The sequence below is a fragment of the uncultured Ruegeria sp. genome (assembly GCF_947504215.1).
Lineage (GTDB): Bacteria > Pseudomonadota > Alphaproteobacteria > Rhodobacterales > Rhodobacteraceae > Ruegeria.
The window spans coordinates 668,046-688,963 of sequence record NZ_CANNGO010000001.1; the positions used below are offsets into that span (position 1 = coordinate 668,046).

General features: G+C 56.9%; 24 protein-coding genes and 1 other RNA gene. 8 read left to right on the top strand and 17 right to left on the bottom strand.

Features of this window, described 5'->3' with window-relative positions:
• Positions 1 to 3: 3 nt before the first annotated feature.
• A complete protein-coding gene (locus Q1B21_RS03295) occupies positions 4 to 1,782 on the bottom strand; it encodes an SLC13 family permease (protein ID WP_299885829.1) in 1,779 nt (592 codons plus the stop codon).
• 86 nt (positions 1,783 to 1,868) lie between these two features.
• Positions 1,869 to 2,681, bottom strand: a complete 813-nt coding sequence (locus Q1B21_RS03300) for a TIGR00282 family metallophosphoesterase (RefSeq protein WP_299885832.1) — start codon at positions 2,679 to 2,681, stop codon at positions 1,869 to 1,871.
• A gap of 132 nt (positions 2,682 to 2,813) precedes the next feature.
• Here Q1B21_RS03300 and Q1B21_RS03305 point away from each other — a divergent pair, with 132 nt between their 5' ends.
• Positions 2,814 to 3,047 carry a DUF333 domain-containing protein gene (locus Q1B21_RS03305; protein WP_298933365.1) on the top strand — a complete coding sequence of 78 codons (234 nt, stop codon included), beginning with the start codon at positions 2,814 to 2,816 and terminating at the stop codon, positions 3,045 to 3,047.
• A 2-nt stretch (positions 3,048 to 3,049) separates the two neighbouring features.
• Here the strand turns inward: Q1B21_RS03305 and Q1B21_RS03310 are convergent, their stop codons facing one another.
• Together Q1B21_RS03310 and mgtE are read right to left on the bottom strand one after the other, a co-directional pair.
• On the bottom strand, positions 3,050 to 3,607 hold the full coding sequence (locus Q1B21_RS03310) for a 5-formyltetrahydrofolate cyclo-ligase (protein ID WP_299885836.1): 558 nt from the start codon (positions 3,605 to 3,607) through the stop codon (positions 3,050 to 3,052).
• Positions 3,604 to 4,998 carry a magnesium transporter gene (mgtE, locus tag Q1B21_RS03315; RefSeq protein ID WP_299885839.1) on the bottom strand — a complete coding sequence of 465 codons (1,395 nt, stop codon included), beginning with the start codon at positions 4,996 to 4,998 and terminating at the stop codon, positions 3,604 to 3,606. The genes Q1B21_RS03310 and mgtE overlap by 4 nt, the downstream gene beginning before the upstream one ends.
• Before the next feature lie 139 nt (positions 4,999 to 5,137).
• On the opposite strand from mgtE, the gene guaD reads away from it, so the two are divergent.
• Positions 5,138 to 6,424, top strand: a complete 1,287-nt coding sequence (gene guaD, locus Q1B21_RS03320) for a guanine deaminase (protein WP_299079612.1) — start codon at positions 5,138 to 5,140, stop codon at positions 6,422 to 6,424.
• On the opposite strand, the gene Q1B21_RS03325 is transcribed toward guaD, so the two are convergent.
• From Q1B21_RS03325 to Q1B21_RS03335, 3 genes are all read right to left on the bottom strand, one after another.
• A complete protein-coding gene (locus Q1B21_RS03325) occupies positions 6,421 to 7,755 on the bottom strand; it encodes an 8-oxoguanine deaminase (RefSeq protein WP_299885843.1) in 1,335 nt (444 codons plus the stop codon). The two genes, guaD and Q1B21_RS03325, sit on opposite strands and share 4 nt — an antisense overlap.
• A gap of 115 nt (positions 7,756 to 7,870) precedes the next feature.
• A complete protein-coding gene (gene hisN, locus Q1B21_RS03330; RefSeq protein ID WP_299885846.1) occupies positions 7,871 to 8,662 on the bottom strand; it encodes a histidinol-phosphatase in 792 nt (263 codons plus the stop codon).
• A 45-nt stretch (positions 8,663 to 8,707) separates the two neighbouring features.
• Positions 8,708 to 9,079, bottom strand: coding sequence for a helix-turn-helix transcriptional regulator (locus Q1B21_RS03335; protein ID WP_298933377.1), 372 nt, complete (start codon positions 9,077 to 9,079; stop codon positions 8,708 to 8,710).
• Between the two features lie 344 nt (positions 9,080 to 9,423).
• Between Q1B21_RS03335 and Q1B21_RS03340 the strand changes: the two genes are divergently transcribed.
• Positions 9,424 to 10,380: an NADPH:quinone oxidoreductase family protein gene (locus Q1B21_RS03340; protein WP_299885850.1), complete on the top strand. Its 957-nt coding sequence runs from the start codon at positions 9,424 to 9,426 to the stop codon at positions 10,378 to 10,380.
• Between the two features lie 6 nt (positions 10,381 to 10,386).
• On the opposite strand, the gene Q1B21_RS03345 is transcribed toward Q1B21_RS03340, so the two are convergent.
• Entirely contained in the window at positions 10,387 to 11,268 is an 882-nt protein-coding gene (locus tag Q1B21_RS03345; protein WP_298933381.1) for a LysR family transcriptional regulator, read from the bottom strand.
• A 127-nt stretch (positions 11,269 to 11,395) separates the two neighbouring features.
• On the opposite strand from Q1B21_RS03345, the gene Q1B21_RS03350 reads away from it, so the two are divergent.
• Together Q1B21_RS03350 and Q1B21_RS03355 are read left to right on the top strand one after the other, a co-directional pair.
• Positions 11,396 to 11,605, top strand: coding sequence for a DUF1127 domain-containing protein (locus Q1B21_RS03350; RefSeq protein ID WP_298933383.1), 210 nt, complete (start codon positions 11,396 to 11,398; stop codon positions 11,603 to 11,605).
• 183 nt (positions 11,606 to 11,788) lie between these two features.
• Positions 11,789 to 12,526 (top strand): Bax inhibitor-1/YccA family protein, encoded by a 738-nt coding sequence (locus Q1B21_RS03355; RefSeq protein ID WP_298933385.1) that lies wholly within the window; start codon positions 11,789 to 11,791, stop codon positions 12,524 to 12,526.
• Positions 12,527 to 12,700: 174 nt separating this feature from the next.
• Here Q1B21_RS03355 and Q1B21_RS03360 read toward each other — a convergent pair whose 3' ends face one another.
• The 8 genes from Q1B21_RS03360 to gatC form a co-directional block, all read right to left on the bottom strand.
• The gene (locus Q1B21_RS03360; protein WP_299079602.1) at positions 12,701 to 13,207 is read right to left on the bottom strand and encodes a hypothetical protein; all 507 of its coding nucleotides are present in this window, start codon (positions 13,205 to 13,207) and stop codon (positions 12,701 to 12,703) included.
• 219 nt (positions 13,208 to 13,426) lie between these two features.
• Positions 13,427 to 13,594, bottom strand: a complete 168-nt coding sequence (rpmG, locus tag Q1B21_RS03365) for a 50S ribosomal protein L33 (RefSeq protein WP_007799108.1) — start codon at positions 13,592 to 13,594, stop codon at positions 13,427 to 13,429.
• A gap of 127 nt (positions 13,595 to 13,721) precedes the next feature.
• A complete protein-coding gene (locus Q1B21_RS03370; protein WP_299079599.1) occupies positions 13,722 to 14,429 on the bottom strand; it encodes a DUF533 domain-containing protein in 708 nt (235 codons plus the stop codon).
• A 162-nt stretch (positions 14,430 to 14,591) separates the two neighbouring features.
• Positions 14,592 to 14,991, bottom strand: an RNA gene (gene rnpB / locus Q1B21_RS03375) — RNase P RNA component class A.
• A 125-nt stretch (positions 14,992 to 15,116) separates the two neighbouring features.
• Complete coding sequence (locus Q1B21_RS03380; protein WP_299886743.1) at positions 15,117 to 15,803, bottom strand: N-acetylmuramoyl-L-alanine amidase; 687 nt, start codon at positions 15,801 to 15,803, stop codon at positions 15,117 to 15,119.
• A complete protein-coding gene (locus Q1B21_RS03385) occupies positions 15,787 to 16,491 on the bottom strand; it encodes a hypothetical protein (RefSeq protein ID WP_299885857.1) in 705 nt (234 codons plus the stop codon). The genes Q1B21_RS03380 and Q1B21_RS03385 overlap by 17 nt, the downstream gene beginning before the upstream one ends.
• A gap of 38 nt (positions 16,492 to 16,529) precedes the next feature.
• Positions 16,530 to 18,017, bottom strand: coding sequence for an Asp-tRNA(Asn)/Glu-tRNA(Gln) amidotransferase subunit GatA (gene gatA / locus Q1B21_RS03390; RefSeq protein WP_299885860.1), 1,488 nt, complete (start codon positions 18,015 to 18,017; stop codon positions 16,530 to 16,532).
• A gap of 3 nt (positions 18,018 to 18,020) precedes the next feature.
• A complete protein-coding gene (gatC, locus tag Q1B21_RS03395) occupies positions 18,021 to 18,308 on the bottom strand; it encodes an Asp-tRNA(Asn)/Glu-tRNA(Gln) amidotransferase subunit GatC (protein ID WP_039536649.1) in 288 nt (95 codons plus the stop codon).
• Positions 18,309 to 18,536: 228 nt separating this feature from the next.
• On the opposite strand from gatC, the gene Q1B21_RS03400 reads away from it, so the two are divergent.
• The 3 genes from Q1B21_RS03400 to Q1B21_RS03410 all read left to right on the top strand — a co-directional run bounded on the left by Q1B21_RS03400 (position 18,537) and on the right by Q1B21_RS03410 (position 20,202).
• Complete coding sequence (locus Q1B21_RS03400; protein WP_299885863.1) at positions 18,537 to 18,695, top strand: hypothetical protein; 159 nt, start codon at positions 18,537 to 18,539, stop codon at positions 18,693 to 18,695.
• Positions 18,696 to 18,852: 157 nt separating this feature from the next.
• On the top strand, positions 18,853 to 19,416 hold the full coding sequence (locus Q1B21_RS03405; protein ID WP_299885866.1) for a DUF4202 domain-containing protein: 564 nt from the start codon (positions 18,853 to 18,855) through the stop codon (positions 19,414 to 19,416).
• 96 nt (positions 19,417 to 19,512) lie between these two features.
• Positions 19,513 to 20,202 (top strand): SGNH/GDSL hydrolase family protein, encoded by a 690-nt coding sequence (locus Q1B21_RS03410; RefSeq protein WP_299885869.1) that lies wholly within the window; start codon positions 19,513 to 19,515, stop codon positions 20,200 to 20,202.
• Here Q1B21_RS03410 and Q1B21_RS03415 read toward each other — a convergent pair whose 3' ends face one another.
• Positions 20,203 to 20,889 (bottom strand): ceramidase domain-containing protein, encoded by a 687-nt coding sequence (locus Q1B21_RS03415; RefSeq protein ID WP_299885872.1) that lies wholly within the window; start codon positions 20,887 to 20,889, stop codon positions 20,203 to 20,205.
• Positions 20,890 to 20,918 lie beyond the last annotated feature (29 nt).

The following is a 20,918-nucleotide window of genomic DNA, read 5'->3' on the forward strand; positions in this document are numbered from 1 at the left end:
AACTTACAAAGGCCAGATCAGTGGGATCAACAACGAAGCCAGCAACCCAACACTCAGGTTTAGTGGAATTCCAACCTTCATGAAATCGGTGAACCTGTAGCCACCGGGTCCGTAGACCATCATGTTGGTCTGGTACCCTATTGGTGTGGCGAACGAGGCAGAGGCTGCCACCATCACCGCCACCACCAATGGTCGCGGATCAATGCCGACAGCTTGGGCCAACCCGATCGCAATTGGTGTTACCACAACAGCAACCGCGTTGTTGGAAACCAGTTCGGTCAAGACTGACGTCAGCAGATAAACGGCCCAGATGATCAGGAACGGCGGCAGGGTGCTAAGACCCGGTGCGATGGCCTCGACGATCAATGACACAGCGCCGGAACTGTCCAAAGCCGCACCAATTGCCAGCATTGAAAAGATGAGGGCAAGCAGGCGCCCCTCGACAAACGAAAAAGCCTCGTCCGCGTCAATGCAGCGGGTCAAAAGAACCACGGCAACAGCCAAAATCGACAGCAGCAGGATCGGAGCCACGCCCAGCGCCGCCAATGCGACAATTCCAAAAAGCGCGGCAATAGCGATAGGGGCATGGCTGCGCCGGAACGCCCGTGCCGAAGGTTGGGTCACGTCGACCATGTCCATGTCGGCGGCCAGCTTTTGAATATCCGCCGGCGATCCTTCCAACAGCAAAGTGTCCCCGACCCGGACGACCAGATCCTCCAACTGACGACCAATATTTTGATTGCGGCGATGAACGGCGAGTACGTAGACACCGTACCGGCGCCGCAGTCGCATGGCGCCCAAAGTACGGCCCACCATGCGGCAACCGGGCGTTATCAGAACTTCAACCGTTTTGGTTTCCACAGCGGAGACCTGATCGACCCGTTTCAGTTCCTTGTTGCTCTGAAGGCTTAACAACTCGGTCATCTGGGTACGCAAAACCACCCGGTCTCCCAATCGCAGTGCAACACCTTTTAAGTTGCGCCGCAGGGATTCATCCCCCCGGATCACGTCGATCAGGCGAACTCCGGGACGTTTGAACAGTTGCACGCCCGTGACCTCTCGGCCAATCAGGTTGCTTTCTGGTGGGATGACCGCCTCGGTGAAAAACTTCATCTTTGACCGATCGCTGAGCATCGATGCCATACTGTCACGCTCGGGCAGCAAGCGCGGCGCGATGAACCGTAGGTAAAACATGCCGTAAATCACCAGGGCGATGCCCAGCGGCGTGACCTCGAAGATTGTGAATGGTGTCATGCCCTGTGACCGGGCCACACCGTCCACCAGCAGGTTGGTTGACGTGCCGATCAGTGTCAGGGTTCCCCCCAGAATGGCTGCATAGCTGAGCGGGATCAGCAGTTTCGAGGCCGGAACATTCAATGTCCGCGCGATTTGAATGAAAACCGGGATCATCACAACCACGACCGGCGTGTTTGACACCACGGCCGAGGCCAGAATCACAAAGCCCATCAGCAATGCGATGGCGATCTTTGGGGACACCTGCGCCTGTCTCTGGGCCACTGATGTGAAAGCATCCAGCGCGCCGGTCCTCACCAAAGCGCCCATGATGATAAACATCGCGGCAATCGTCCAGGGGGCTGGATTAGACAGAACGATCAACGCGTTCTGGTAAGGGAGTATCCCGGTAACCAGCATCAGAGCCACGCCACCGATGGCCACAACCTCGGTCGGATAGACCTCGCGCAGGAACATGACGAACATACCCGCAACAATCATGAGCGCAAGAATCGCGCTGCCTGTGTCTGTCAGTGAAAGGAATTGCATTCGTGGTATTCTATCTGAACCCTGGCCCAAGCGCCTGACCAACAGTTTCACGCATTGCGTGCAACAGGGCAAGCCCGACGTCTCTTTTAAGGGCCTGCCTGTTCCAGACGTCCACCCACGCGCACCATGCGCACCGATTTGGCCTGACCGGTGCGGTCGTCGGTGTCTACAAACACTCCGCTTAGGGTGGCCTCGCCATTGGCCGGTGTAAACCGCGTCTTGGGCATGCCGGTGATGAATCGACGCAGCGGTTCCTGTTTGTCCATGCCGATCACCGAGTCGTAGTCACCGCACATACCGGCATCGGTCAGATACCCTGTTCCTTGGGGCAGAACTTGAGAATCCGCCGTTGGGATATGCGTGTGCGTTCCCACGACAAGGCTGGCACGCCCATCGCAATAATGGCCCATCGCCATTTTTTCCGAGGTCGCCTCGCAGTGCATATCGACAATGATCGCCTGCGCCTGCCCGCCACGCGGGTGGGATTTCAGGATAGGTTCGATGGCCGAGAACGGATCATCGAAGGGGCGCTTCATGAACACCTGCCCCAGCACCTGAACCACCAGCACCTTACGACCTCCGGGCGCTCTGAACAGCCGATGCCCCCGTCCGGGCGCGCCCTTAGCAAAATTCACCGGGCGCACGATACGCTGTTCTTTCTCAATGAATTGCAGCATGTCTTTCTGGTCAAAAGCATGATCGCCTAAGGTTACGCAATCAGCCCCGGCATCCAACAGCAGCTTGGCGTGATCACCGGTCAGGCCCATCCCGTTCGAGGCGTTTTCACCGTTGACCACAACAAAATCCAAACGCCACTCGTCGCGAAGACGCGGCAAGTGCGCTTGAATGGCCGCGCGTCCAGCACGACCCATGACATCACCCAGAAACAAAATTCTCATATTCCGGGTCGTAGGGGCTGCGCACGGCAATAACAAGGCGGAACCGTGCAAATTACAGGCCTCGGCGCAGTCTTGTAATCACATACGAAGATGCCAATCTGAAACGCAGCAATTTTGTTCACGGAGAATTTCATGAAACCGCTTGCCGTAACCGCGATCGCCGCTTTTGCCACCACAGGTGCCTGGGCGCAGGCGACGACCAAGACAACGATGGCCAACCCCGCCGCCACGTTTTGCGTCGAAAACGATGGAGAGTATCAGATTCGAAAAAACTCAGACGGCAGCGAGTACGGTGTCTGCATCCTGAAAGACGGCACCGAGGTCGATGCCTGGGACTACCTGCGCAGCCATTTCGAAAACCAATAGGGTTAGAAAGTAAGCACTCGGCTTTCTGTGACAACCATGTTCAGCGGCTGATCCGTTGGCTCAAGCGGTAGGTTTTCGGCCTCTTGAGCGTCGAAGGCAAAGCCAATGGCCAGCGTAGGGCGTTTGGTGCGCAGACCTTCCAATGTGCGATCATAGAAGCCGCCACCATAGCCCAGCCTGCCTCCTTGCGCGTCAAATGCAACCAGCGGCACGATCAGAATTTCAGGATCGAAGTAGTCATCAATTTCAGGTATTTTCGCCCCGAAGGGACCGTCCTTCAGTATGCCTTCGGGCGACCAGCGGGAAAACTTCAGCGGCTGTCCGGCCGCCTGAATCACTGGCACACCCACGGGCCCATAGGCTATGGCCTCGGACATAGCCGGTAGCGGATCAATTTCGGTCCTGATGGGCATGTATCCTGACAACGGCACACCCCGGTATCCGGCCAGAACTTCGGATAAACGTCCCGCTGCGCCCGCTGGGCGCGTGTCGAAAGCTCCTTTGCGGCGGGCAAACGCCACCTTGCGTGCGACGGCTTTGATTTCGGTCAGATCGGTCACAAAAGCACCACGCTGGCAAGTCCCAAGAAGATGAAGAACCCCATGACATCGGTGGTCGTGGTCACGAAGGTTCCAGACGCCAGCGCCGGGTCAACACCCAAACGGTCCAGCACCACAGGTACTACCGTACCGGCAAAACCCGCGATGATCATGTTCACGACCAAAGCCGACCCAATCACGACCCCCAACAACGGAGAGCCAAACCAAAGCATTCCGACAGTCCCAAGAACGATGGCAAAACACAGCCCGTTCAGCATGCCCACCAGAAGCTCGCGCCGGATCACCCGCATGACGTTCGCGCCCGTCAGATCGCGCGTGGCCAAGGCACGCACTGCGACTGTCAAGGATTGTGTGCCCGCATTCCCGCCCATCGACGCCACGATTGGCATCAAAATGGCCAGTGCGACCAGTTGATCAATCGCTGCTTCAAATTGCGAGATCACCAGCGACGCACAAATGGATGTGCACAGGTTAACCGCCAACCAAGGTAGACGCCGCCGACTGGTGGCAGCAACACTGTCAGACAGAGAGCTTTCGTTGCTGACACCCGCCAGGCGCAAGATGTCTTCTTCGTGCTCCTCATCCAGAACAACCATCGCGTCGTCGATCGTGATTACGCCAACCAGGCGGCCATCCGCATCTACCACAGGGGCCGAGATCAGGTGGTACTGGTTGAAGGCATAGGCCACATCCTCTTCGTCCTGATCGACGGGGATCGTGTGAAATTCCTCTTCTGCGATATCGTGAAGGGGCACTTCGCGCCGCGTGGCCATCAGCATGCCTAAGGTCACTTGGGCGACGGGTTTCAGCCGCGGGTCCACCAGAACAATATGGTAGAACTGGTCAGGCAGGTCATCATTGGCGCGCATGAAGTCAATGGCTTGTCCAACCGACCAATGCTCGGGCGCCATAACCACTTCGCGCTGCATAAGACGACCGGCAGAATTTTCGGGATAGGCCAGCGCCTGTTCCGCGGCAACCCGTTCGGAATCCTCAAGCGCATCCAGAATCGTTTCTTGCTGCGGTTCCTCAAGATCTTCCAGCAGGTCAACGACATCATCGCTTTCCATGTCCCGAACCGCCTCGGCCAGAACATCCGGGTTAAGGACATTGATGATTTCTTCGCGAACGGCTTCATCCAGTTCTGACAGGATGTCCCCGTCAAAATCCTTGTCATACAATCGGATCAAACGAGCCCGATCGTATGGGTTGATCTGTTCAAGAAGGTCGGCGATGTCGGCCGGGTGCAACGGCTCCATCAGCTCGATCAGCTTGTCGCGATCTTCCACGTCCAAGGTGTACAGAATGGTCGCCACGCTCTTGCGATCCAGCGCATAGACGTCTTCGTCCCGGGGCTGATCAGGTTTGGCTTCGTCAATGCCTGTCGTCATGCGCTGCCCCTCTTTCACGGCGATTGGCCCTTAAATAGAAGAAGCAGCTACCGGAAAACAATGACAATGCTCAGATTTACCCGCATCTTTCCCCCGCTTATGCTGCAGAGCGGTCCAAAACACTTGGAGATTAGGGCAAATGGCGCACAAGACGCTTTTGAAAGGGCGGGTATTGAGTTTTGACGGATCACCCTTCGAGGGTGAGCCGACCGATGCAATCCGCCTTAACGAAGCAGTTTTGGTTCAGGACGGGCACATTGCGGAACTCGGGACAGCTGACAGTCTGATCCGGTCGTATCCCGAGGCCGAGGTCAGAGATCATGGTGACCACCTGATCATGGCCGGTTTCGTCGACCCCCACGTGCACTATCCGCAAACCGCCATGATCGCCAGCTGGGGCAAGCGCCTGATCGACTGGTTGAACACTTACACCTTCCCAGAAGAGATGAAATTCGGCGATATCGACTATGCAAAGGAAGTTGCCAATCGCTATCTCGACCTCACAACGGCACATGGCACGACGACGATGTGCAGTTTTTGCACGATTCATCCCGAGAGCGTTGACGCATTCTTTGGTGCCGCGCAAGAACGCGGGCAACGCGTTGTGGCTGGAAAAACCTGTATGGATCGCAATGCGCCCGACGGGCTACGCGATTCCGCACAAACGGCCTATGACCAGTCCGCAGCCCTGCTGGAGAAATGGCACGGTGTTGACCGCCTGTCCTACGCGATCACGCCACGGTTTTCGCCGACATCCACACCGGAACAACTGGAAGCCATGGGTGCCCTTTGGGCAGAGCATCCGCATTGCCTGATGCAAACGCATCTGAGCGAACAGACCGACGAGATTGAATGGGTCCGATCCTTGTTCCCGGATGCACGTGATTACCTGGACACGTATGAGAAATTCGGTCTTTTGGGTCAGAACGGTGTCTACGGCCATGTCATCCATTTGGAAGACCGCGAACGCCATCGGCTGCGCGAGGTAGACGCCGCGCTGGTCCATTGTCCGACATCGAACACATTCATCGGTTCTGGCCTCTTTGACATGAACGGACTGATTGCCGAAGGTCATCGGATCGGTCTGGCCACTGATACCGGCGGCGGGTCAAGCTTTTCGATGTTGCGTACAATGGCGTCTGCCTATGAAGTCGGCCAGTTGCGCGGGCGCCCGCTGCACCCGGCCCAACTGCTTTGGCTGGGAACAGTCGGATCCGCCCGAACTTTGCGGATGGGCGCGAGCATAGGCAACATCGTTCCGGGGATGGAGGCGGATCTGGTCGTGCTGGACTTGGCTTCGACCCCTGCCATTGCACAGCGCGAAGCCCACGCCAATGACATTTGGGAAGCTGTTTTCCCGACCATCATGATGGGCGATGACCGGGCAGTATCCGAGGTTTGGATCGGCGGGAAACGGGCCGCCTAGTCCCGCAGCGCCCGCGCAAGGGTATTCTGACGCTCGATGACCCTTGGCAGATCGATGGTTGTCAGATGTCCGTCGCGAACAATCTGGCGCCCTTCGACAAACAGGTGGCGAACGCGCGTCGGACCTGCCAAAAGCAAAGCGGCAGGGTCCCAGCTGCCTGCGCTTTCAACGCAGCGCGTATCCCAAACCGCGATATCAGCGCGTTTGCCGGGCATCAGGCGACCGCAATCGGGGCGACCGAGCACATCTGCGCCACCTCGTGTCGCGATCTCAAGGGCTTCGCGGGCCGACATGGCATCCGCCCCGTTCGCGACGCGCTGCAACAACATGGCCTGTCGCGCCTCAGCCATCAGGTTGCCGATGTCATTGCTGGCAGAACCGTCGACACCAAGGCCAACCTGCACGCCGCAGTCCCGCATGGCTCGCACCGGGGCGATACCTGACCCCAAACGACAATTCGAACAGGGGCAATGGGCAACACCGGTTCTGGTCCTGGCAAACAGATCAATTTCAGCCCCATCCAGCTTGACGCAATGTGCGTGCCAGACATCCTGACCCGTCCACCCCAGATCTTCGGCATACTGGCCCGGACGACAGCCAAATTGAGCCTTGGAATAGGCGATATCTTCGTCGTTCTCGGCCAGATGTGTGTGCAACATCACGCCTTTGTCCCGCGCCAGCAACGCCGTGTCCCGCATCAAGTCGCGACTAACCGAGAACGGCGAACAGGGTGCCAGCCCCACGCGGCACATGGACCCTTCACGAGGATCATGAAACGCGTCCACAACACGAATCATGTCGTTCAGGATATCACTTTCGGCTTCGGCCAGACTGTCTGGAGGAAGACCACCGTCGCTTTCTCCAATACTCATCGCGCCGCGTGTGGGATGAAACCTTAGGCCCAGCTCGGAAGCAGCCGCAATGGTATCCTCTAATCGTGACCCATTTGGGTACAGATATAGATGGTCCGAACTGAGCGTGCATCCGGACAAGGCAAGTTCCGCCAACCCGATCTGAGCCGACGTAAACATCTCATCCGGGCCGAACCGCGCCCATATCGGATAGAGGGTCTGCAGCCATCCAAACAGCAACGCGTCCTGTCCCCCGGGGACAGCTCGGGTCAGTGTTTGATAAAGATGGTGATGGGTATTCACCAGACCTGGTGTCACAACACAGCCTGACGCATCATGGACATCGCCGTTCGTCGCCAATCCGTGACCGATCTGAACGATCTGGCCGCTGTCAATCAAGATGTCTGCACCGGACAATTCGCGCCGTTTGTCGTCCATTGTTAAAACAGAATCAGCGTTTTTGATCAGAAATTCGGTCATATGAGCCCTCCTGCATATGCCCGTCTCATGCAAGGAGTGCGAAAGCTGGTGGAAAACGGGCGCAAGAACCAGCTTGGACTGATGTACCTGCCTACAGGCGCTACGGCAACAGAATTCAGTAGTGGCGCAAGATCTCCAGCGCGGCAGTGTGAATCTCGGGGTTGGCCGCTGCCAATACCCGACCGCCATTATGGGCCGGGCCACCTTGCCAGTCTGTTACGATCCCGCCCGCCGCATGAATGACTGCAATAGGCGCCTGAATGTCATAGGCGTTCAAACCGGCCTCGATCACCAGGTCTGCCTGACCCGCCGCAACCAGTGCATAGGCGTAACAATCCATTCCGTATCGCGTCAGTTGAACCTGTTCGGCGACGGAGCGAAACCCTGCAGCCTCTTCCGATGTGCCAACCTCCGGAAAAGTCGTAAACAACATCGCTTGATCTAAGGCCTTGGTCGCACGCGTTTTCAGTGCGCTGGTGCCCAACGGACCGGTGACCTGCGCGATCTCTGGCGTGCCGACAAAACGCTCGCCGATATAGGGCTGATCAATCACACCCAAAACTGGCCCGTCCCGAGTGCTAAGTGCAATCAAGACACCCCAAGTCGGTGTGCCGCTGATAAATCCACGGGTTCCGTCAATTGGGTCTAAAACCCAGGTACGTCCACTGACGCCTTCGGTGTGACCGAATTCTTCGCCAAAAATACCGTCATCGGGGCAATGACGGGACAGCACGTCTCGCATCGCCTTCTCTGCCGCACGATCCGCAATCGTTACCGGATCAAAGCCTTCGGCCAGTTTGTTGGATGTTTCGAGATTTCCTTGCCGGAAATACGGAAGAATGGCCGCGCGTGCTGCGTCGGCCATTTCCTCGGCAACTTCTATATCACTTACCTGGGTCGTTCGCATGCAGCAGAGGTGCGATTAACGCCCCAGATAGTCAAGCGGGATTTATCAGGCGACGTCGCTTAAAACGCGAGCCAACTCGAACAGACGACGGCGCTGATTTTCCGGGATCGCATAGTAAGAGCGCACCAAATCCAGAGCTTCTTTGTCACCCATCAAGTCCACAGGAACGGACTTTTTGTCTGCCTCGTCCTTTTGGGTTTCTTCCAAACCCTCAAAAAAGAAGCTGACCGGTACATCCAATGTCTCGGCGATGTCCCAAAGGCGAGACGCGCTGATTCGATTGGCACCCGTTTCGTATTTCTGAATCTGTTGAAACTTAATACCAACCTGCTGCGCCAACTGCTGTTGGGTCATCCCAATCAGCCAGCGGCGATGCCGAACGCGCTTGCCCACATGGACATCGACGTGATGAGTCATTGGTATTCTCCTCTACTACACAAACATCTGAAAGGGATCGCGCGACGACCGTGATCGCATCATTAGCGTGCCAGTCTTAAGCACTCACTAATCCGGATCGTGCCTTCCCCCGAAACAGCACTAGGCGCCTATATTGCTGCTTTTTGACTTTTTTTCAAGCTGGTTGAGTCATCAACACCGCACAGTGGTTTATGGTTGTGTCGTTTTGAGACACAATCACTTCAAATCGCACCTGTCGTTGCCGACTCAGTTCGCCTATGCGTTTCACTTTGCCGCAAGGGTCAAGTTATTGACAATGTTGGCTCAGCGCGAACGTATATGCGAAAAGCGCCGAAGGGTTCTCTATGCTGGCTTATCGCATTCAATCTAATGGGTCCGCGGCCCAACTGTGCCATGTGGACATTCCCGCCCCTAAGGCAGGTCAGGTTAGGATTGCGATCAAGGCCTGTGGACTGAATTTTGCTGACCTCTTGATGCAGAAGGGCACGTATCAAGATACGCCTGAGCCTCCGTTCACGTTGGGCATGGAAATTGCCGGAGTGGTGGACGGCGTTGGTGCCGGGGTCTCACACCTGGAATGCGGGGACCGGGTCGCAGTCTATTCCGGTCAGGATGGGTTGGCAGAATACGGCGTCTTCGATGCTGATCGTGCAATTGCCTTGCCCTCGTCCACCAGCTTTGAAGATGCCGCAGCCATTCAGATCGCTTATGGCACCAGCCATATCGCGCTGGATCACCGGGCCAGATTGCAACCGGGCGAGACGCTGCTTGTCACTGGCGCCGCCGGTGGCGTCGGCCTCACCGCAGTGGAAATCGGAAAACTGATGGGCGCCACCGTGATCGCGCAGGCACGCGGCGAAGACAAGCTGGCCGTTGCCCACACCGCTGGGGCAGATCATCTAATAGACGCGTCCGAAAACCTGCGCGACAGGGTCAGGGCGTTGGGCGGGGCGGATGTTGTTTATGACGCCATCGGCGGTGACGTGTTCAAAGCCGCGTTTCGCGCCACAAATCCCGAGGGGCGTTTGCTGCCGATTGGGTTTGCCGGCGGGGACGTCCCGCAGATCCCTGCCAATCACCTCTTGGTCAAGAACTTGACGGTGATCGGCTTTTACATCGGCGGCTATCTGAGATTCCGCCCCGAGATCGTGCGCGACAGTTTCAATACCCTGTTCCGGTGGCACGCAGAGGGAAGGATTAAACCGCACATCAGCCATGTCCTGCCTTTGCAGGACGTGGAAAACGGTATGCGGTTGCTTAGAGAGCGGAAATCGACAGGAAAGATTGTTATCAAACCCTGAACACGTCTATCCGGCTACGGCCCTTAACGGGCTGCCACCCAGCATGCGGAAATTCTGCCGCACTAAGGCAGCTAGCGCCTCAACCACCGGGTCACGACCAGCTTCGCCACCGTATAAATTGATCATATGTGCGGGCAGTTCAGGCAAGACACCCCCTGTGTCTATCTGCTCCAGGTGTGCAGCCTCTGTGCCATCCAACATCGCGTGTACCGCTAGATCCGCGCTGACAGTGGCTTCGATCGTGCGGTCGTTTTCAGTCTCGACTGAGAGCTCCCAGGGAATTCCGGCGGCATCCAGTGCGGAAATCACCTGCGGTCTGAACAGGCAGCGCCGCCCCAGCGCCAAAGGCAGCGGCCGTTTGCGCCAGGCTGACCCGCCCGGGGCACCGATCCAGCGCAACGGCAGCTCAGCAATTGTCTCAGCCCCATCGGCAATTGACGGTTCGGTCGTCAGGATCACATCGCATTCGCCGCGCTTGTACATGTCCTTCAACTGGAGTGAATAGGACGAAACCAGCTGCACCCTGACCCGTGGGAAATCCGCGTTGAAGCGCTGTAGAACACGCGGAATAGCCGGATAGACAATATCATGCGGCACTCCGAGGATGACCTCGCCTTCAAACGCCTGATCGGTAAGTTTGGAAATCACCTCATCATTCAGTGCGGTCATCCGACGTGCATAGGCCAACAACTGTTCTCCAGACGCGGTCAGAGCAATTGTTCGTCCGCTGCGATCCAGCAATTCAAGGCCCAGCAGTTCCTCCAGACGCTTAAGCTGCATCGAAACCGCTGATTGCGTCAGGTGCAAAAACCCGGCTGCCCGAGTGACGCCGCCTTGATCCGCCACCGCCACGAAAGATCGCAGTGTGGTTATGTCCAGATTTCGCATCTTCACGATTCCTTATGGGTTACATCATAAATATTCGTTTTCAATATATGTCATACTGCCCCATATCAATCAAGGAAGTTGATGGAACCCGTCAAATCCATCGCAAACCGCAGAAAGGACAATAAGTATGACCCAAGTTGCAATTCATCGCCCGTGCAAGCCCGCTAAGCGATCTGTTCTTGGCATGATCACAAACGCAATGTCCCTGAAGCGCCAGCGCAGCAGTTTGGCTCAGCTGGATGACCGCGCCCTGAAAGACATCGGAGTGACTCGGAGCGAAGCCAATATCGAAGCCAGCCGTTACATATGGGACGCACCGGATTTCTGGCAGAAATGACGAAAAATCAGCATTGTAGTGCAATAATGGCGTTCCGCTGCGGTGGATCGCCATTTTTGTTGCGCGTTTTAGTCGGTTTTATGCGGTAAACTCTTGAAACACAGCCTGTAGTTGCCGATATTTGCAGAGAAAGCGCTCTGCCTCGGTGGGGCGAACAAGAAGTATGTTTAGGGAGACCCTTTGATGGCACAATTCGACACGATCCGGACGGCCTCCGGCGCGCGCGCCGCCGAGATCGATGAGGGCCTGCGCGCCCATATGAACAAAGTCTACGGCACAATGTCCGTAGGTATGCTGATCACGTTTGCTGTGGCCTGGGCTGTTGGATCCAGCCCGCAACTACTGTCCGTGTTTCGTGACCCGGTCACGCTGAGCCCCAACATTCTGGGCTGGATCGTGATGTTTGCTCCGTTGGCAATGGTGTTTGGCTTTGGAGCAGCAATCAACCGCCTGTCTGCTGCCGGTGCGCAGTTGTTCTTCTATGTCTTCGCTGGGGTCATGGGCCTGTCGCTAAGCTGGATTTTCGTCGCCTTCACCGGCGTCTCAATCGCTCAGGTGTTTCTGGTGACGTCCATCGCCTTTGCGGGCTTGTCGCTGTACGGCTATGTCACCAAAAAGGATCTGTCCGGAATGGGCACGTTCTTGATGATGGGCGTGATCGGTCTGGTCGTTGCCATGGTGATCAACCTGTTCTTGCAGTCGCCTGCGATTATGTTTGCAGTCTCCATTCTGGGTGTGCTGATCTTTGCCGGTCTGACCGCCTATGACACGCAAAAGATCAAGACCACCTATTTGCAGATGGCACATGCCGGTGATCAGGAATGGTTGGGCAAAGCCGCCATCATGGGCGCACTGAACCTGTACCTGGACTTTATCAACATGTTCATGTTCCTGCTGCAGTTGTTCGGAAGCCGCGAATAACAAACCGCAAAGCACAATTGTCAAAGGGCGGGTCCGAACGACCCGCCCTTTTTCTTTTGTCTTAATAACTGCGCTCGGCTGCGACGCAACACGATATCGGTCAATGTCGAGATTCCCAAAAACAAAGCCCCCACCATCAAGATGAGGGCCTCATTGGTCTTAGTTGGCTAAGGTTCAGCTACAGTTCAGAGGAACTGCAAAGCCTGAACTCCGCTCGGACGAGCCTTTGCGGAAAACGTCACCTGCCGGCAGACACCCGGTGAAACGCTCGGTCTGACTTCCGAAGGTGGCGCCGATCGAGTTGTCCACGGTTGTGGTGTTGGTCGGCGTACGCAACACACCGAATAATGTGCCGTTCACGTTGACGGTACTCAGGAACAGATTGGTATCGCTGCCTGTCAATTGAACCGCAGAGGTATCCGTGCGCCCGCCATTGTCGATGGCGACACCGGCCACTTTGGACGGGTCAACCTGATCGGACAAAACAGACACTGTACGAAGTTCTGCAAGTTCCGCTGGGATATTGGTTGCTGGCGGAACAAACGCGACTGCGCCCGGAACATCCGAGATGGTGCGCGGCTCGCCATCGATCCCAGCAAACCCAACACCTTCACGGTTGAAGGGATCTTCACAGCCCGCAAGCGACAGGACGGTAATTGTGGATAACAAGATTTTTTTCATGGCGGTCAACATTTTGTGGCGGTTTGCTCAACCGTATGTGCAGGTCGGCGTAAATTGCAAGCCGGAGCCAAGACGATTGCGCTCAGCCCTGATGCGCCACTGCAACGGCACGATCCTTCGATTGCACGGCACTATAGGGTCGAACCATGGAAAAAAGGACAACAAAAAAGGGGCCCTGCCTGCGCAGAGCCCCTTCGAATGTCCAATCGGAACGGCAGATTACTTGATCTTGCCTTCCTTGTACTCAACATGCTTGCGAACGACCGGATCGTACTTACGAACGGTCATTTTCTCAGTCATGGTGCGCGCGTTTTTCTTGGTCACGTAGAAGTGGCCCGTGCCCGCGGTCGAGTTCAGACGGATCTTGATTGTCGTCGGCTTCGCCATGGTTATCTCCTGCGTCCGAAAAGGCAGGGGCCTTTCGGTTGAATTCCTATGAGCGTGCGCTTTTACGCCCTGCACAGCGCATGTCAAGGCCAATCACATCGGCTGTGGCCAGGATTCTGCCGCCAGCTTAGACAGACAGGTTTGGCGCGCCCATATAGGTATGAATCTGGTCCCGCTCCTCATCGGAAAGGCCCAATGCGTTGGACAGCTGGTGTAGATAAGAGGCCTCGCGCTCGTTATCCAGTCGAATCGCTGCCAGTGAGGTCGCGTAGATCTGGGTCTTTAGTGGCGCCCCTGAATCGGCGGCCAGCCCCATGACATCAATCGGTGCATTCAACTGTTCCTGCACGAATGCGCGTTCTTCATCGCTGATATCGTCGCCCAACTCGCCAAGAATGGTGTCCTTTTCCTGTTCATCCAGTTCACCATCCGACTTGGCAGCCTGGATCATGGCGCGGAGCATCAGTTTGGCCTGTTCCTCCATCGCCGCACCGGCTGGTGTGCCTTGGAAAACTGTCTCCATCATATTTGTTGTTTGCTGGCTTCCGGTTCTGGCGGCGCCCTGCATTGCGTTCAGCAAGCCGCCCAGACCGGCTGCGCCTGCGGCGCCGCCGCCCATTCCCATTTTGCCCATCATGTCCTGCAGACCAGAAGCACCGCCGGGCATCCCGAACTGCTCGGCCATTTTGCCCAACTGGTCCATTCCGAACCCACCGCCTGACCCTTTCATCATATCCTGCAAACCAGCCATGCCGCCCATCTGCTTGTACTTATCCAAACCTTTGGCCGCCGCAAATCCCACCGCAACCGAAGCCAGCGCTTTCATGAAACTCATAACTTTCCTCCCAGACTCCTACTGCAATCCGTTTTCAAACTGTAACAGCGGATCGAAGATTAGAATACTGCTCATAGGATTACCTGGGGTGTCGCAAATCCACTCTGCAAGAAGACAAGAGACCCAGCACATTCGGCTTAACGCTGGCCGCTCAAAAAGAACATGCGCGGAGGGCCTGTAAGCCGGATCTTGTTCCGGGGTTGCCCCCTTCGATGACCATTCCTCTAGGCCGCGCATTGCTGCGCGGCTCAAGCTGCCAACCCGGTCCCTCTCGGCCAAGACGTGCTTAGCGGTGGTATCGGCTGATGCCGACCAACCCGCGCGGGGACCCTATTTGGCATTGCTCCCGGTGGGGCTTGCCGTGCCACCGCTGTTGCCAGCGGCGCGGTGGGCTCTTACCCCACCGTTTCACCCTTACCACGGATCGAAATCCGAGGCGGTCTGATTTCTGTGGCGCTTTCCGTCGGGTTTCCCCGCCCGGGCGTTACCCGGCACCGTTGCCTTGTGGAGTCCGGACTTTCCTCTCGGGCCCTCAGGCCCCAGCGGCCATCCGGCCCTCCGCGCGAGGGTTCAGGTATGACGGGCGACGCCGCAGGTCAAGCTCCGTTTGGGCAGGAAGGGGCCAGCCTCTTCTTGGCCTTTGGCCAATTCATCCCCGGGATATTTTGAGCCAGATGAGAAGGTGGATCAGGTCGAGAGGGCTGTATAACCGAGCGGCGGGACATCTTCAGGTGTCAGTGGGCCTTTGGCCCATGGTCTGTACCGGAGACGAACCGCTGTAAGCAGGGTGGCGTCGTCGGCATCAGAGGTGAAACCTGCATCCCTTGCTAACGCGCGAAACTCATCCATCGAAACACTCTCTGAGCATTGGGCGCATCCGCGCTGTTTTGCCAGCTGTTGATGTTCCAGTCTTTGCCAATCGAATTTGGCACCTGGATCAGACTTACGCCCGGGCGCCATATCGGAATGGCCTATGACGCCGTCCGGCGCGATGGTCCATCGGTCCATGATGCCGGGGAGCAGACGCTCTAACGCATCCATTTGAGGCTGCGCAAATGGGTGGTCGCCCTTATTGTCCAGCTCGATCCCGATGGAACGCGAGTTGATGTCATCCTTGCCGTGCCACTCACCGGCGCCTGCGTGCCAGGCACGATCTTCTTCGCGTACCATCTGCCAAACGGTCCCGTCGGCACCGATCAGATAGTGTGCTGAAACCTGCGCTTGTGGATCGCACAAACGATCAAGCGCCGCCTTGGCGCTGTCCATAGCGGTGTAGTGGATGACGATGAGGGACGGCAGCAACCCATCTCGGCGCTGGTCGAAATTAGGCGATGGGCGCCAGATCGGCGTCAGTCGGTCAGTTGTTGACGGCACTGCGAAACGGGCTGGGGTCCCAGCTGCAGGCAAACCCATCCCCATCCGGGTCCAGACCCTTGCGATCACGCTGAGGGCCCCCATTCGACAAAAATTCTATCTGAGCTTGGTCGGATGACGGGAATTGGGCGCAATTTCGCTGGGCCTTGGCTTGCAAGTTAAACCCAGCCCGGCTGTAAAGCTGGGCACCAACGGGGTTCGTGGTGCTCAGCGCGTATTGTACGATGTTAGGTTGGCCGTCAGCGCTGCGTTCGGGAACGGCGGTCGGGGCAACGACCTCGTATGTTTGACGGTTCTGGTCGATCCGGGCAGCATCGGATTCGATGCTGCGGCGTTCGGACACGGCGGCAAAGTCCTGTTCGTCGGAAATCCCTGTGTTGCTCGCGGCCGTGGCTGCAACTGCCGTTGCGCCTGCCGCCCCAGAGGTGCTGGCCAATGCGGCCGCTGTCTGGTTGGCGATATCGGCATTTGACCCCGTCGCCGCGAGAACCGTGCCCTGCGCGCCCAGAGTTTCCTGCGACACATCAGCAGGGGCCAAAAGGGGATCGTAAACCGCGCCCTGCCCCGCCAGCTCAGCCTCGCGCTGCGCCTGATATTGTGGCGTGTTGAAACCCGTACCGGTAACCGGCGCAACTGTATTGCACGCAGCGATAAGTGCGACGGTGGGGATCAAAGGCATAAAGCGCATTCGATGGCTCCGTATCTGTTGTCCTAGCGGCCCGAGGCTTACCACCATTTTCCAGGCTTGGCCACAAAACCAGCCGCGTTTTCCAGCGCATAGGCGGTGTTGAGCAGGTCACCTTCATCCCAAGGGCGCCCGATCAGCTGCAAACCCAAAGGCAAGCCGTGCGAATCCAGGCCAGCTGGCACCGAAATACCTGGCAAACCAGCCAGGTTCACGGTGACCGTAAAGACGTCGTTCAAGTACATTTGAACCGGATCCGCCTCGGTCATTTCGCCCAGACCAAAGGCGGCCGATGGTGTCGCAGGCGTCAGGATGGCGTCGATGCCATTGGCAAACACATCCTCAAAGTCTTTCTTGATCAGGTTCCGCACCTTACGCGCCCGATTGTAGTAAGCGTCGTAGAAACCAGCCGACAAAACATAAGTCCCGATCATCACACGGCGCTGCACCTCATGGCCAAAGCCTTCGGCGCGGGTCTTTTCATACATTTCAGTGATGCCGTCGCCCTGCGCCAGCGTGGCCCGGCGGCCATAGCGCACTCCGTCGTAGCGTGCGAGGTTGGAGGAGGCTTCGGCCGGGGCAATCACATAATAAGCTGGCAGTGCGTATTTGGTGTGCGGCAACGAGATATCGACCATCTCGGCGCCCGCATCCTTTAGCATCGCGGCGCCATCGGCCCAGAGCCTTTCGATCTCGGGCGGCATTCCGTCCATACGGTATTCCTTGGGGATACCGATTTTCTTTCCTCGGATGTCGCCGGTCAGCATCGCCTCAAAATTAGGGACAGCCAATTCGGCACTGGTCGAGTCTTTGGGATCGTGTCCACACATGGTTTCAAGCATGATCGCCGCGTCGCGCACGTTCTTGGTCATCGGTCCAGCCTGATCCAGCGAGGACGCAAACGCCACGATGCCCCAGCGCGAGCAGCGGCCGTAGGTCGGCTTGATGCCGGTGATGCCCACAAATGCTGCCGGTTGGCGGATCGATCCGCCAGTATCGGTGCCGGTCGCAGCCAGGCACAGATCTGCGGAAACGGCCGAGGCGGAACCGCCCGACGAGCCGCCCGGTGTCAGCTGCGCGTCATCGTTACCACGCCGCCATGGGCTGACCGCGTTGCCATAGGCAGAGGTTTCGTTGGACGATCCCATGGCAAACTCATCCATGTTCAGCTTGCCCAGCATCACCGCACCGGCGTCAGCCAGTTGCTGCGACACAGTGGATTCGTACTCCGGTTTGAACCCTTCCAGAATCTTTGAAGCGGCCTGAGACGGCACGCCCTTGGTGCAGAACAGATCCTTGATGCCGATCGGAAGGCCACACATCGACGGCGCATCACCGCCATTGATACGCACGTCCGCCGCCTTGGCACGTTCCAGCGCGATCTCGGGCGTCTTGTGAACAAAGGCGTTCAGCGCGTCGGCCTCATCAATAGCCTTAAGGCAGGATTCGGTCAGCTCGACCGAAGTCACATCGCCGGCGCGCAGCGCGTCACGGGCTTCGGCCAGACCCAGTTTATTCAGATCGCTCATGTCTTACTCCACCACTTTGGGCACTGCGAAAAACCCCTCTCGCGCATCGGGGGCGTTGGCCAGAACCTTGTCCTGCTGGTTGCCGTCGGTGACCACATCTTCACGTCGTTTCAGGCGCATAGGCTCGACCGAGACCATCGGTTCAACCCCATCGACATCGACTTCGTTCAGTTGCTCGATGAACCCCAGGATCGTGTTGAATTCCGAGGCCAGCGCCGGCAGCGCGTCATCCTCGACCTTGATCCGGGCCAGTTTGGCCACCTTAGCGGCGGTGCTTTGGTCAATCGACATCGGCTTCCCTCATATACGTTAGGGGGCATTTACCCGTCTGGCGCACCAGTCGCAAGACCGCTGAGGGTCCGGTTTCTCCATGTATCTGGCCACCCGTCCTTCCCTGCCATTCAATCCTGAATACCCGGTATGCAAAAAAGTAAACTAATTAGTTCACTTTGCGCCTTGAAAACTGAACTGGACTGTTCATTTTCTATAATGTGACACAGCACAACAACGGAGACAGAAATGAAAACCTTCATCACAGCCGCCATCTTGTCTACCACCGTTCTTGCCGCACCGGCCATGGCCATGGGTGTCGACATGACCAACCTGACCCGGAACCTGAGCTTCCCCACCACAGCCTCGGAACCTGTCACCCAGGATAAAGTTAAACCGGGCAACTAAGCCTGCCCGAACCCGCCGGGTCAGATACCCCCTCGTCTGACCCGGCAAAGGTTTATTTGAGTGATGCACTTGCCGCATCAAGCCGCTACCATAGCTAAGAACACGCTGGTGAACTGCTGCTACAACAAGCAGTTCCCGCAAGCCAACGGAGCGGTGAATGAGCGCGCGAAAGCAAGCAGTTCTGGACGCAATAGATGCGGCCAATGCAAAAGACCCCAACATCGACAACGATCAGCCCGAAGCTTTGCTCTATGGGTCAAGGATGAGCGCAGAACTGGATCGCTTGTTTCCGGATGCGTCTGACGAATTGCAGATCGCCGCGCGTGGCCAGCATATCGAACGCTGGAAACTTGCCCGCAGTGAATACCCAGATGGGCGCGCAGGATATCTGGCCTGGCGCAAGGCCCAAGGGGTGCATCATGCCGATGTTGTCATGTCGCTTATGATCCAGAACGGATACAGCGGGGATCAGGCGGAAACGGTCGGACGAATGCTGCGCAAGCAGGGCATCAAGCGCGACGCCGAAGTGCAAGCGCTAGAGGATGTGATCTGTTTCGTCTTTCTCAAGTGGTATTTCCAACCCTTCGCCGCGAAGCACTCGGCCGAGAAAATCAAGCGCATCGTTGAAAAGACCGCGCGCAAGATGTCAGCAGAAGGTCGCGCCAGGGTGTTGAGCCAGTTTGAGCTGCCGGCCGACCTGGCCGCCTCATTTCAAAACTGACGGATACTGATACCGATTTTTTTTGGATCTTAATGGTGCGTTTACCATTTAAGTCTCCTATTGAGACTCTCGAAATCATCTTAATTCAGGTCTCACATGCCAAGAAAATTCATTCTACTTATTGGGTTACTCAGCTTCTTGCTCGGGTGCCAGGAGGCACCGTCTAGTCAACCAGATGCAAAAATCATTGTCGTTGGTGATTCTCTTATGGCGTGGAATTCTACCTCCGGCTCCTCGATCCCGGATGTGATTGAAAAGAGTGTCGGGTCTGCGGTCATCGACAGAACAGTACCGGCTGCGTGGTTGCAAACTCAGTTCGACACAGATGACAGGCCCAAAACCGGCGTTCAGGCGCAATTTGTCGAAGGTGATTGGAAATGGGCAATCGTCAACGGTGGCGGCAATGATCTGATGCTGGGCTGCGGTTGTTCGCGTTGCGACGCCGTATTGGACAGAATGATCTCGGTTGATGGGAAGTCTGGTCAGATCCCGCGATTCCTGCGCCGCATACGGGACCGTGGCACCCAGGTCATTTATGTCGGATATCTGCGCAGCCCCAAACTGCTGACACCTATTGAGCACTGTAAAGCCGAAGGTGATGAGTTTGAGGCCCGGATTGCCCGTCTCGCACAACAAGAACAAGGTATTACGTTCGTCTCAAACCATGATGTCGCACGCCCAGGTGATGCGTCGTATTTCTCGTTTGACCTGATCCACCCCTCCCGAAAGTCCAGTCGCATCATTGGCGAGCGGATCGCAAATGTTATTAAAAGCGAAGGGCTTTGATCACGCCTTCGATCCGCGCCCGGGATTTGCATCTTGTGCGCGACGCCGCAAAATAGCGGCCCGATATACTTCGATCATCCAACCCAGCATGATGGCGTTCACAATGTGCCACAAGAAATGCGTGCCCATGGGCCATTGCCCGCAGATCGGGATGTCCATAGCGCGAAACGTGATCGACAAGATCAGGACTAAAGCGCCAGCCGCCATTCCCTTTGCCAGGCTCGGATCGCGGCTGCGCAGGGCAACGGCATAGATCAATATGAGCAAAGGAACCGGAGCGTAGACTGCAGACCCGCCCAGCCCGGGGACGAATTGAAACAGGGGAGCAGTCGCGGCCGCGTAAGGAAGGAACAGCAGAGTCCCGCCCAGCGCATATGCAGGTGACATGCCCCAAGCGTCTCGATTCACCGCGAATATGTAAATCAGAATAAACAGCAATATGGGTGTGGTATCTGCGATGGCAGCCCAAACCTGCGCATGGGTGTGGAACAGATAGCTTCCAATCCCGATAGCCGCCAACATGATGACCAACGCCGTGGCCAATGGCAGTTTCTCACCCCGAACACGCCGCCACATGACCCAGGCCGCAATCAAAAAAGCCGCATTTGTAACAGCGTTGATGGGTTCAGCCCAATAACCAGCTGACAAGCGTTCACAATACCCGTCGATTTCCTGCATCCAGTCCATGAACTTTTACATAGCGGATGGTAAGCTGT

What these genes read in the sequence shown, in the direction of transcription:
- Q1B21_RS03360 (WP_299079602.1), bottom strand. Translation starts at nt 13,207, where the DNA reads ATGAAAAAAATCTTGTTATCCACAATTACCGTCCTGTCGCTTGCGGGC.
- gatC (WP_039536649.1), bottom strand. Translation starts at nt 18,308, where the DNA reads ATGTCGATTGACCAAAGCACCGCCGCTAAGGTGGCCAAACTGGCCCGG.
- Q1B21_RS03340 (WP_299885850.1), top strand. Translation starts at nt 9,424, where the DNA reads ATGCTGGCTTATCGCATTCAATCTAATGGGTCCGCGGCCCAACTGTGC.
- mgtE (WP_299885839.1), bottom strand. Translation starts at nt 4,998, where the DNA reads ATGACGACAGGCATTGACGAAGCCAAACCTGATCAGCCCCGGGACGAA.
- Q1B21_RS03350 (WP_298933383.1), top strand. Translation starts at nt 11,396, where the DNA reads ATGACCCAAGTTGCAATTCATCGCCCGTGCAAGCCCGCTAAGCGATCT.
- Q1B21_RS03345 (WP_298933381.1), bottom strand. Translation starts at nt 11,268, where the DNA reads ATGCGAAATCTGGACATAACCACACTGCGATCTTTCGTGGCGGTGGCG.
- Q1B21_RS03335 (WP_298933377.1), bottom strand. Translation starts at nt 9,079, where the DNA reads ATGACTCATCACGTCGATGTCCATGTGGGCAAGCGCGTTCGGCATCGC.
- Q1B21_RS03405 (WP_299885866.1), top strand. Translation starts at nt 18,853, where the DNA reads ATGAGCGCGCGAAAGCAAGCAGTTCTGGACGCAATAGATGCGGCCAAT.
- guaD (WP_299079612.1), top strand. Translation starts at nt 5,138, where the DNA reads ATGGCGCACAAGACGCTTTTGAAAGGGCGGGTATTGAGTTTTGACGGA.
- gatA (WP_299885860.1), bottom strand. Translation starts at nt 18,017, where the DNA reads ATGAGCGATCTGAATAAACTGGGTCTGGCCGAAGCCCGTGACGCGCTG.
- Q1B21_RS03370 (WP_299079599.1), bottom strand. Translation starts at nt 14,429, where the DNA reads ATGAGTTTCATGAAAGCGCTGGCTTCGGTTGCGGTGGGATTTGCGGCG.
- Q1B21_RS03300 (WP_299885832.1), bottom strand. Translation starts at nt 2,681, where the DNA reads ATGAGAATTTTGTTTCTGGGTGATGTCATGGGTCGTGCTGGACGCGCG.
- Q1B21_RS03295 (WP_299885829.1), bottom strand. Translation starts at nt 1,782, where the DNA reads ATGCAATTCCTTTCACTGACAGACACAGGCAGCGCGATTCTTGCGCTC.
- Q1B21_RS03325 (WP_299885843.1), bottom strand. Translation starts at nt 7,755, where the DNA reads ATGACCGAATTTCTGATCAAAAACGCTGATTCTGTTTTAACAATGGAC.
- hisN (WP_299885846.1), bottom strand. Translation starts at nt 8,662, where the DNA reads ATGCGAACGACCCAGGTAAGTGATATAGAAGTTGCCGAGGAAATGGCC.
- Q1B21_RS03410 (WP_299885869.1), top strand. Translation starts at nt 19,513, where the DNA reads ATGCCAAGAAAATTCATTCTACTTATTGGGTTACTCAGCTTCTTGCTC.
- rpmG (WP_007799108.1), bottom strand. Translation starts at nt 13,594, where the DNA reads ATGGCGAAGCCGACGACAATCAAGATCCGTCTGAACTCGACCGCGGGC.
- Q1B21_RS03415 (WP_299885872.1), bottom strand. Translation starts at nt 20,889, where the DNA reads ATGGACTGGATGCAGGAAATCGACGGGTATTGTGAACGCTTGTCAGCT.
- Q1B21_RS03355 (WP_298933385.1), top strand. Translation starts at nt 11,789, where the DNA reads ATGGCACAATTCGACACGATCCGGACGGCCTCCGGCGCGCGCGCCGCC.
- Q1B21_RS03400 (WP_299885863.1), top strand. Translation starts at nt 18,537, where the DNA reads ATGAAAACCTTCATCACAGCCGCCATCTTGTCTACCACCGTTCTTGCC.
- Q1B21_RS03305 (WP_298933365.1), top strand. Translation starts at nt 2,814, where the DNA reads ATGAAACCGCTTGCCGTAACCGCGATCGCCGCTTTTGCCACCACAGGT.
- Q1B21_RS03385 (WP_299885857.1), bottom strand. Translation starts at nt 16,491, where the DNA reads ATGCGCTTTATGCCTTTGATCCCCACCGTCGCACTTATCGCTGCGTGC.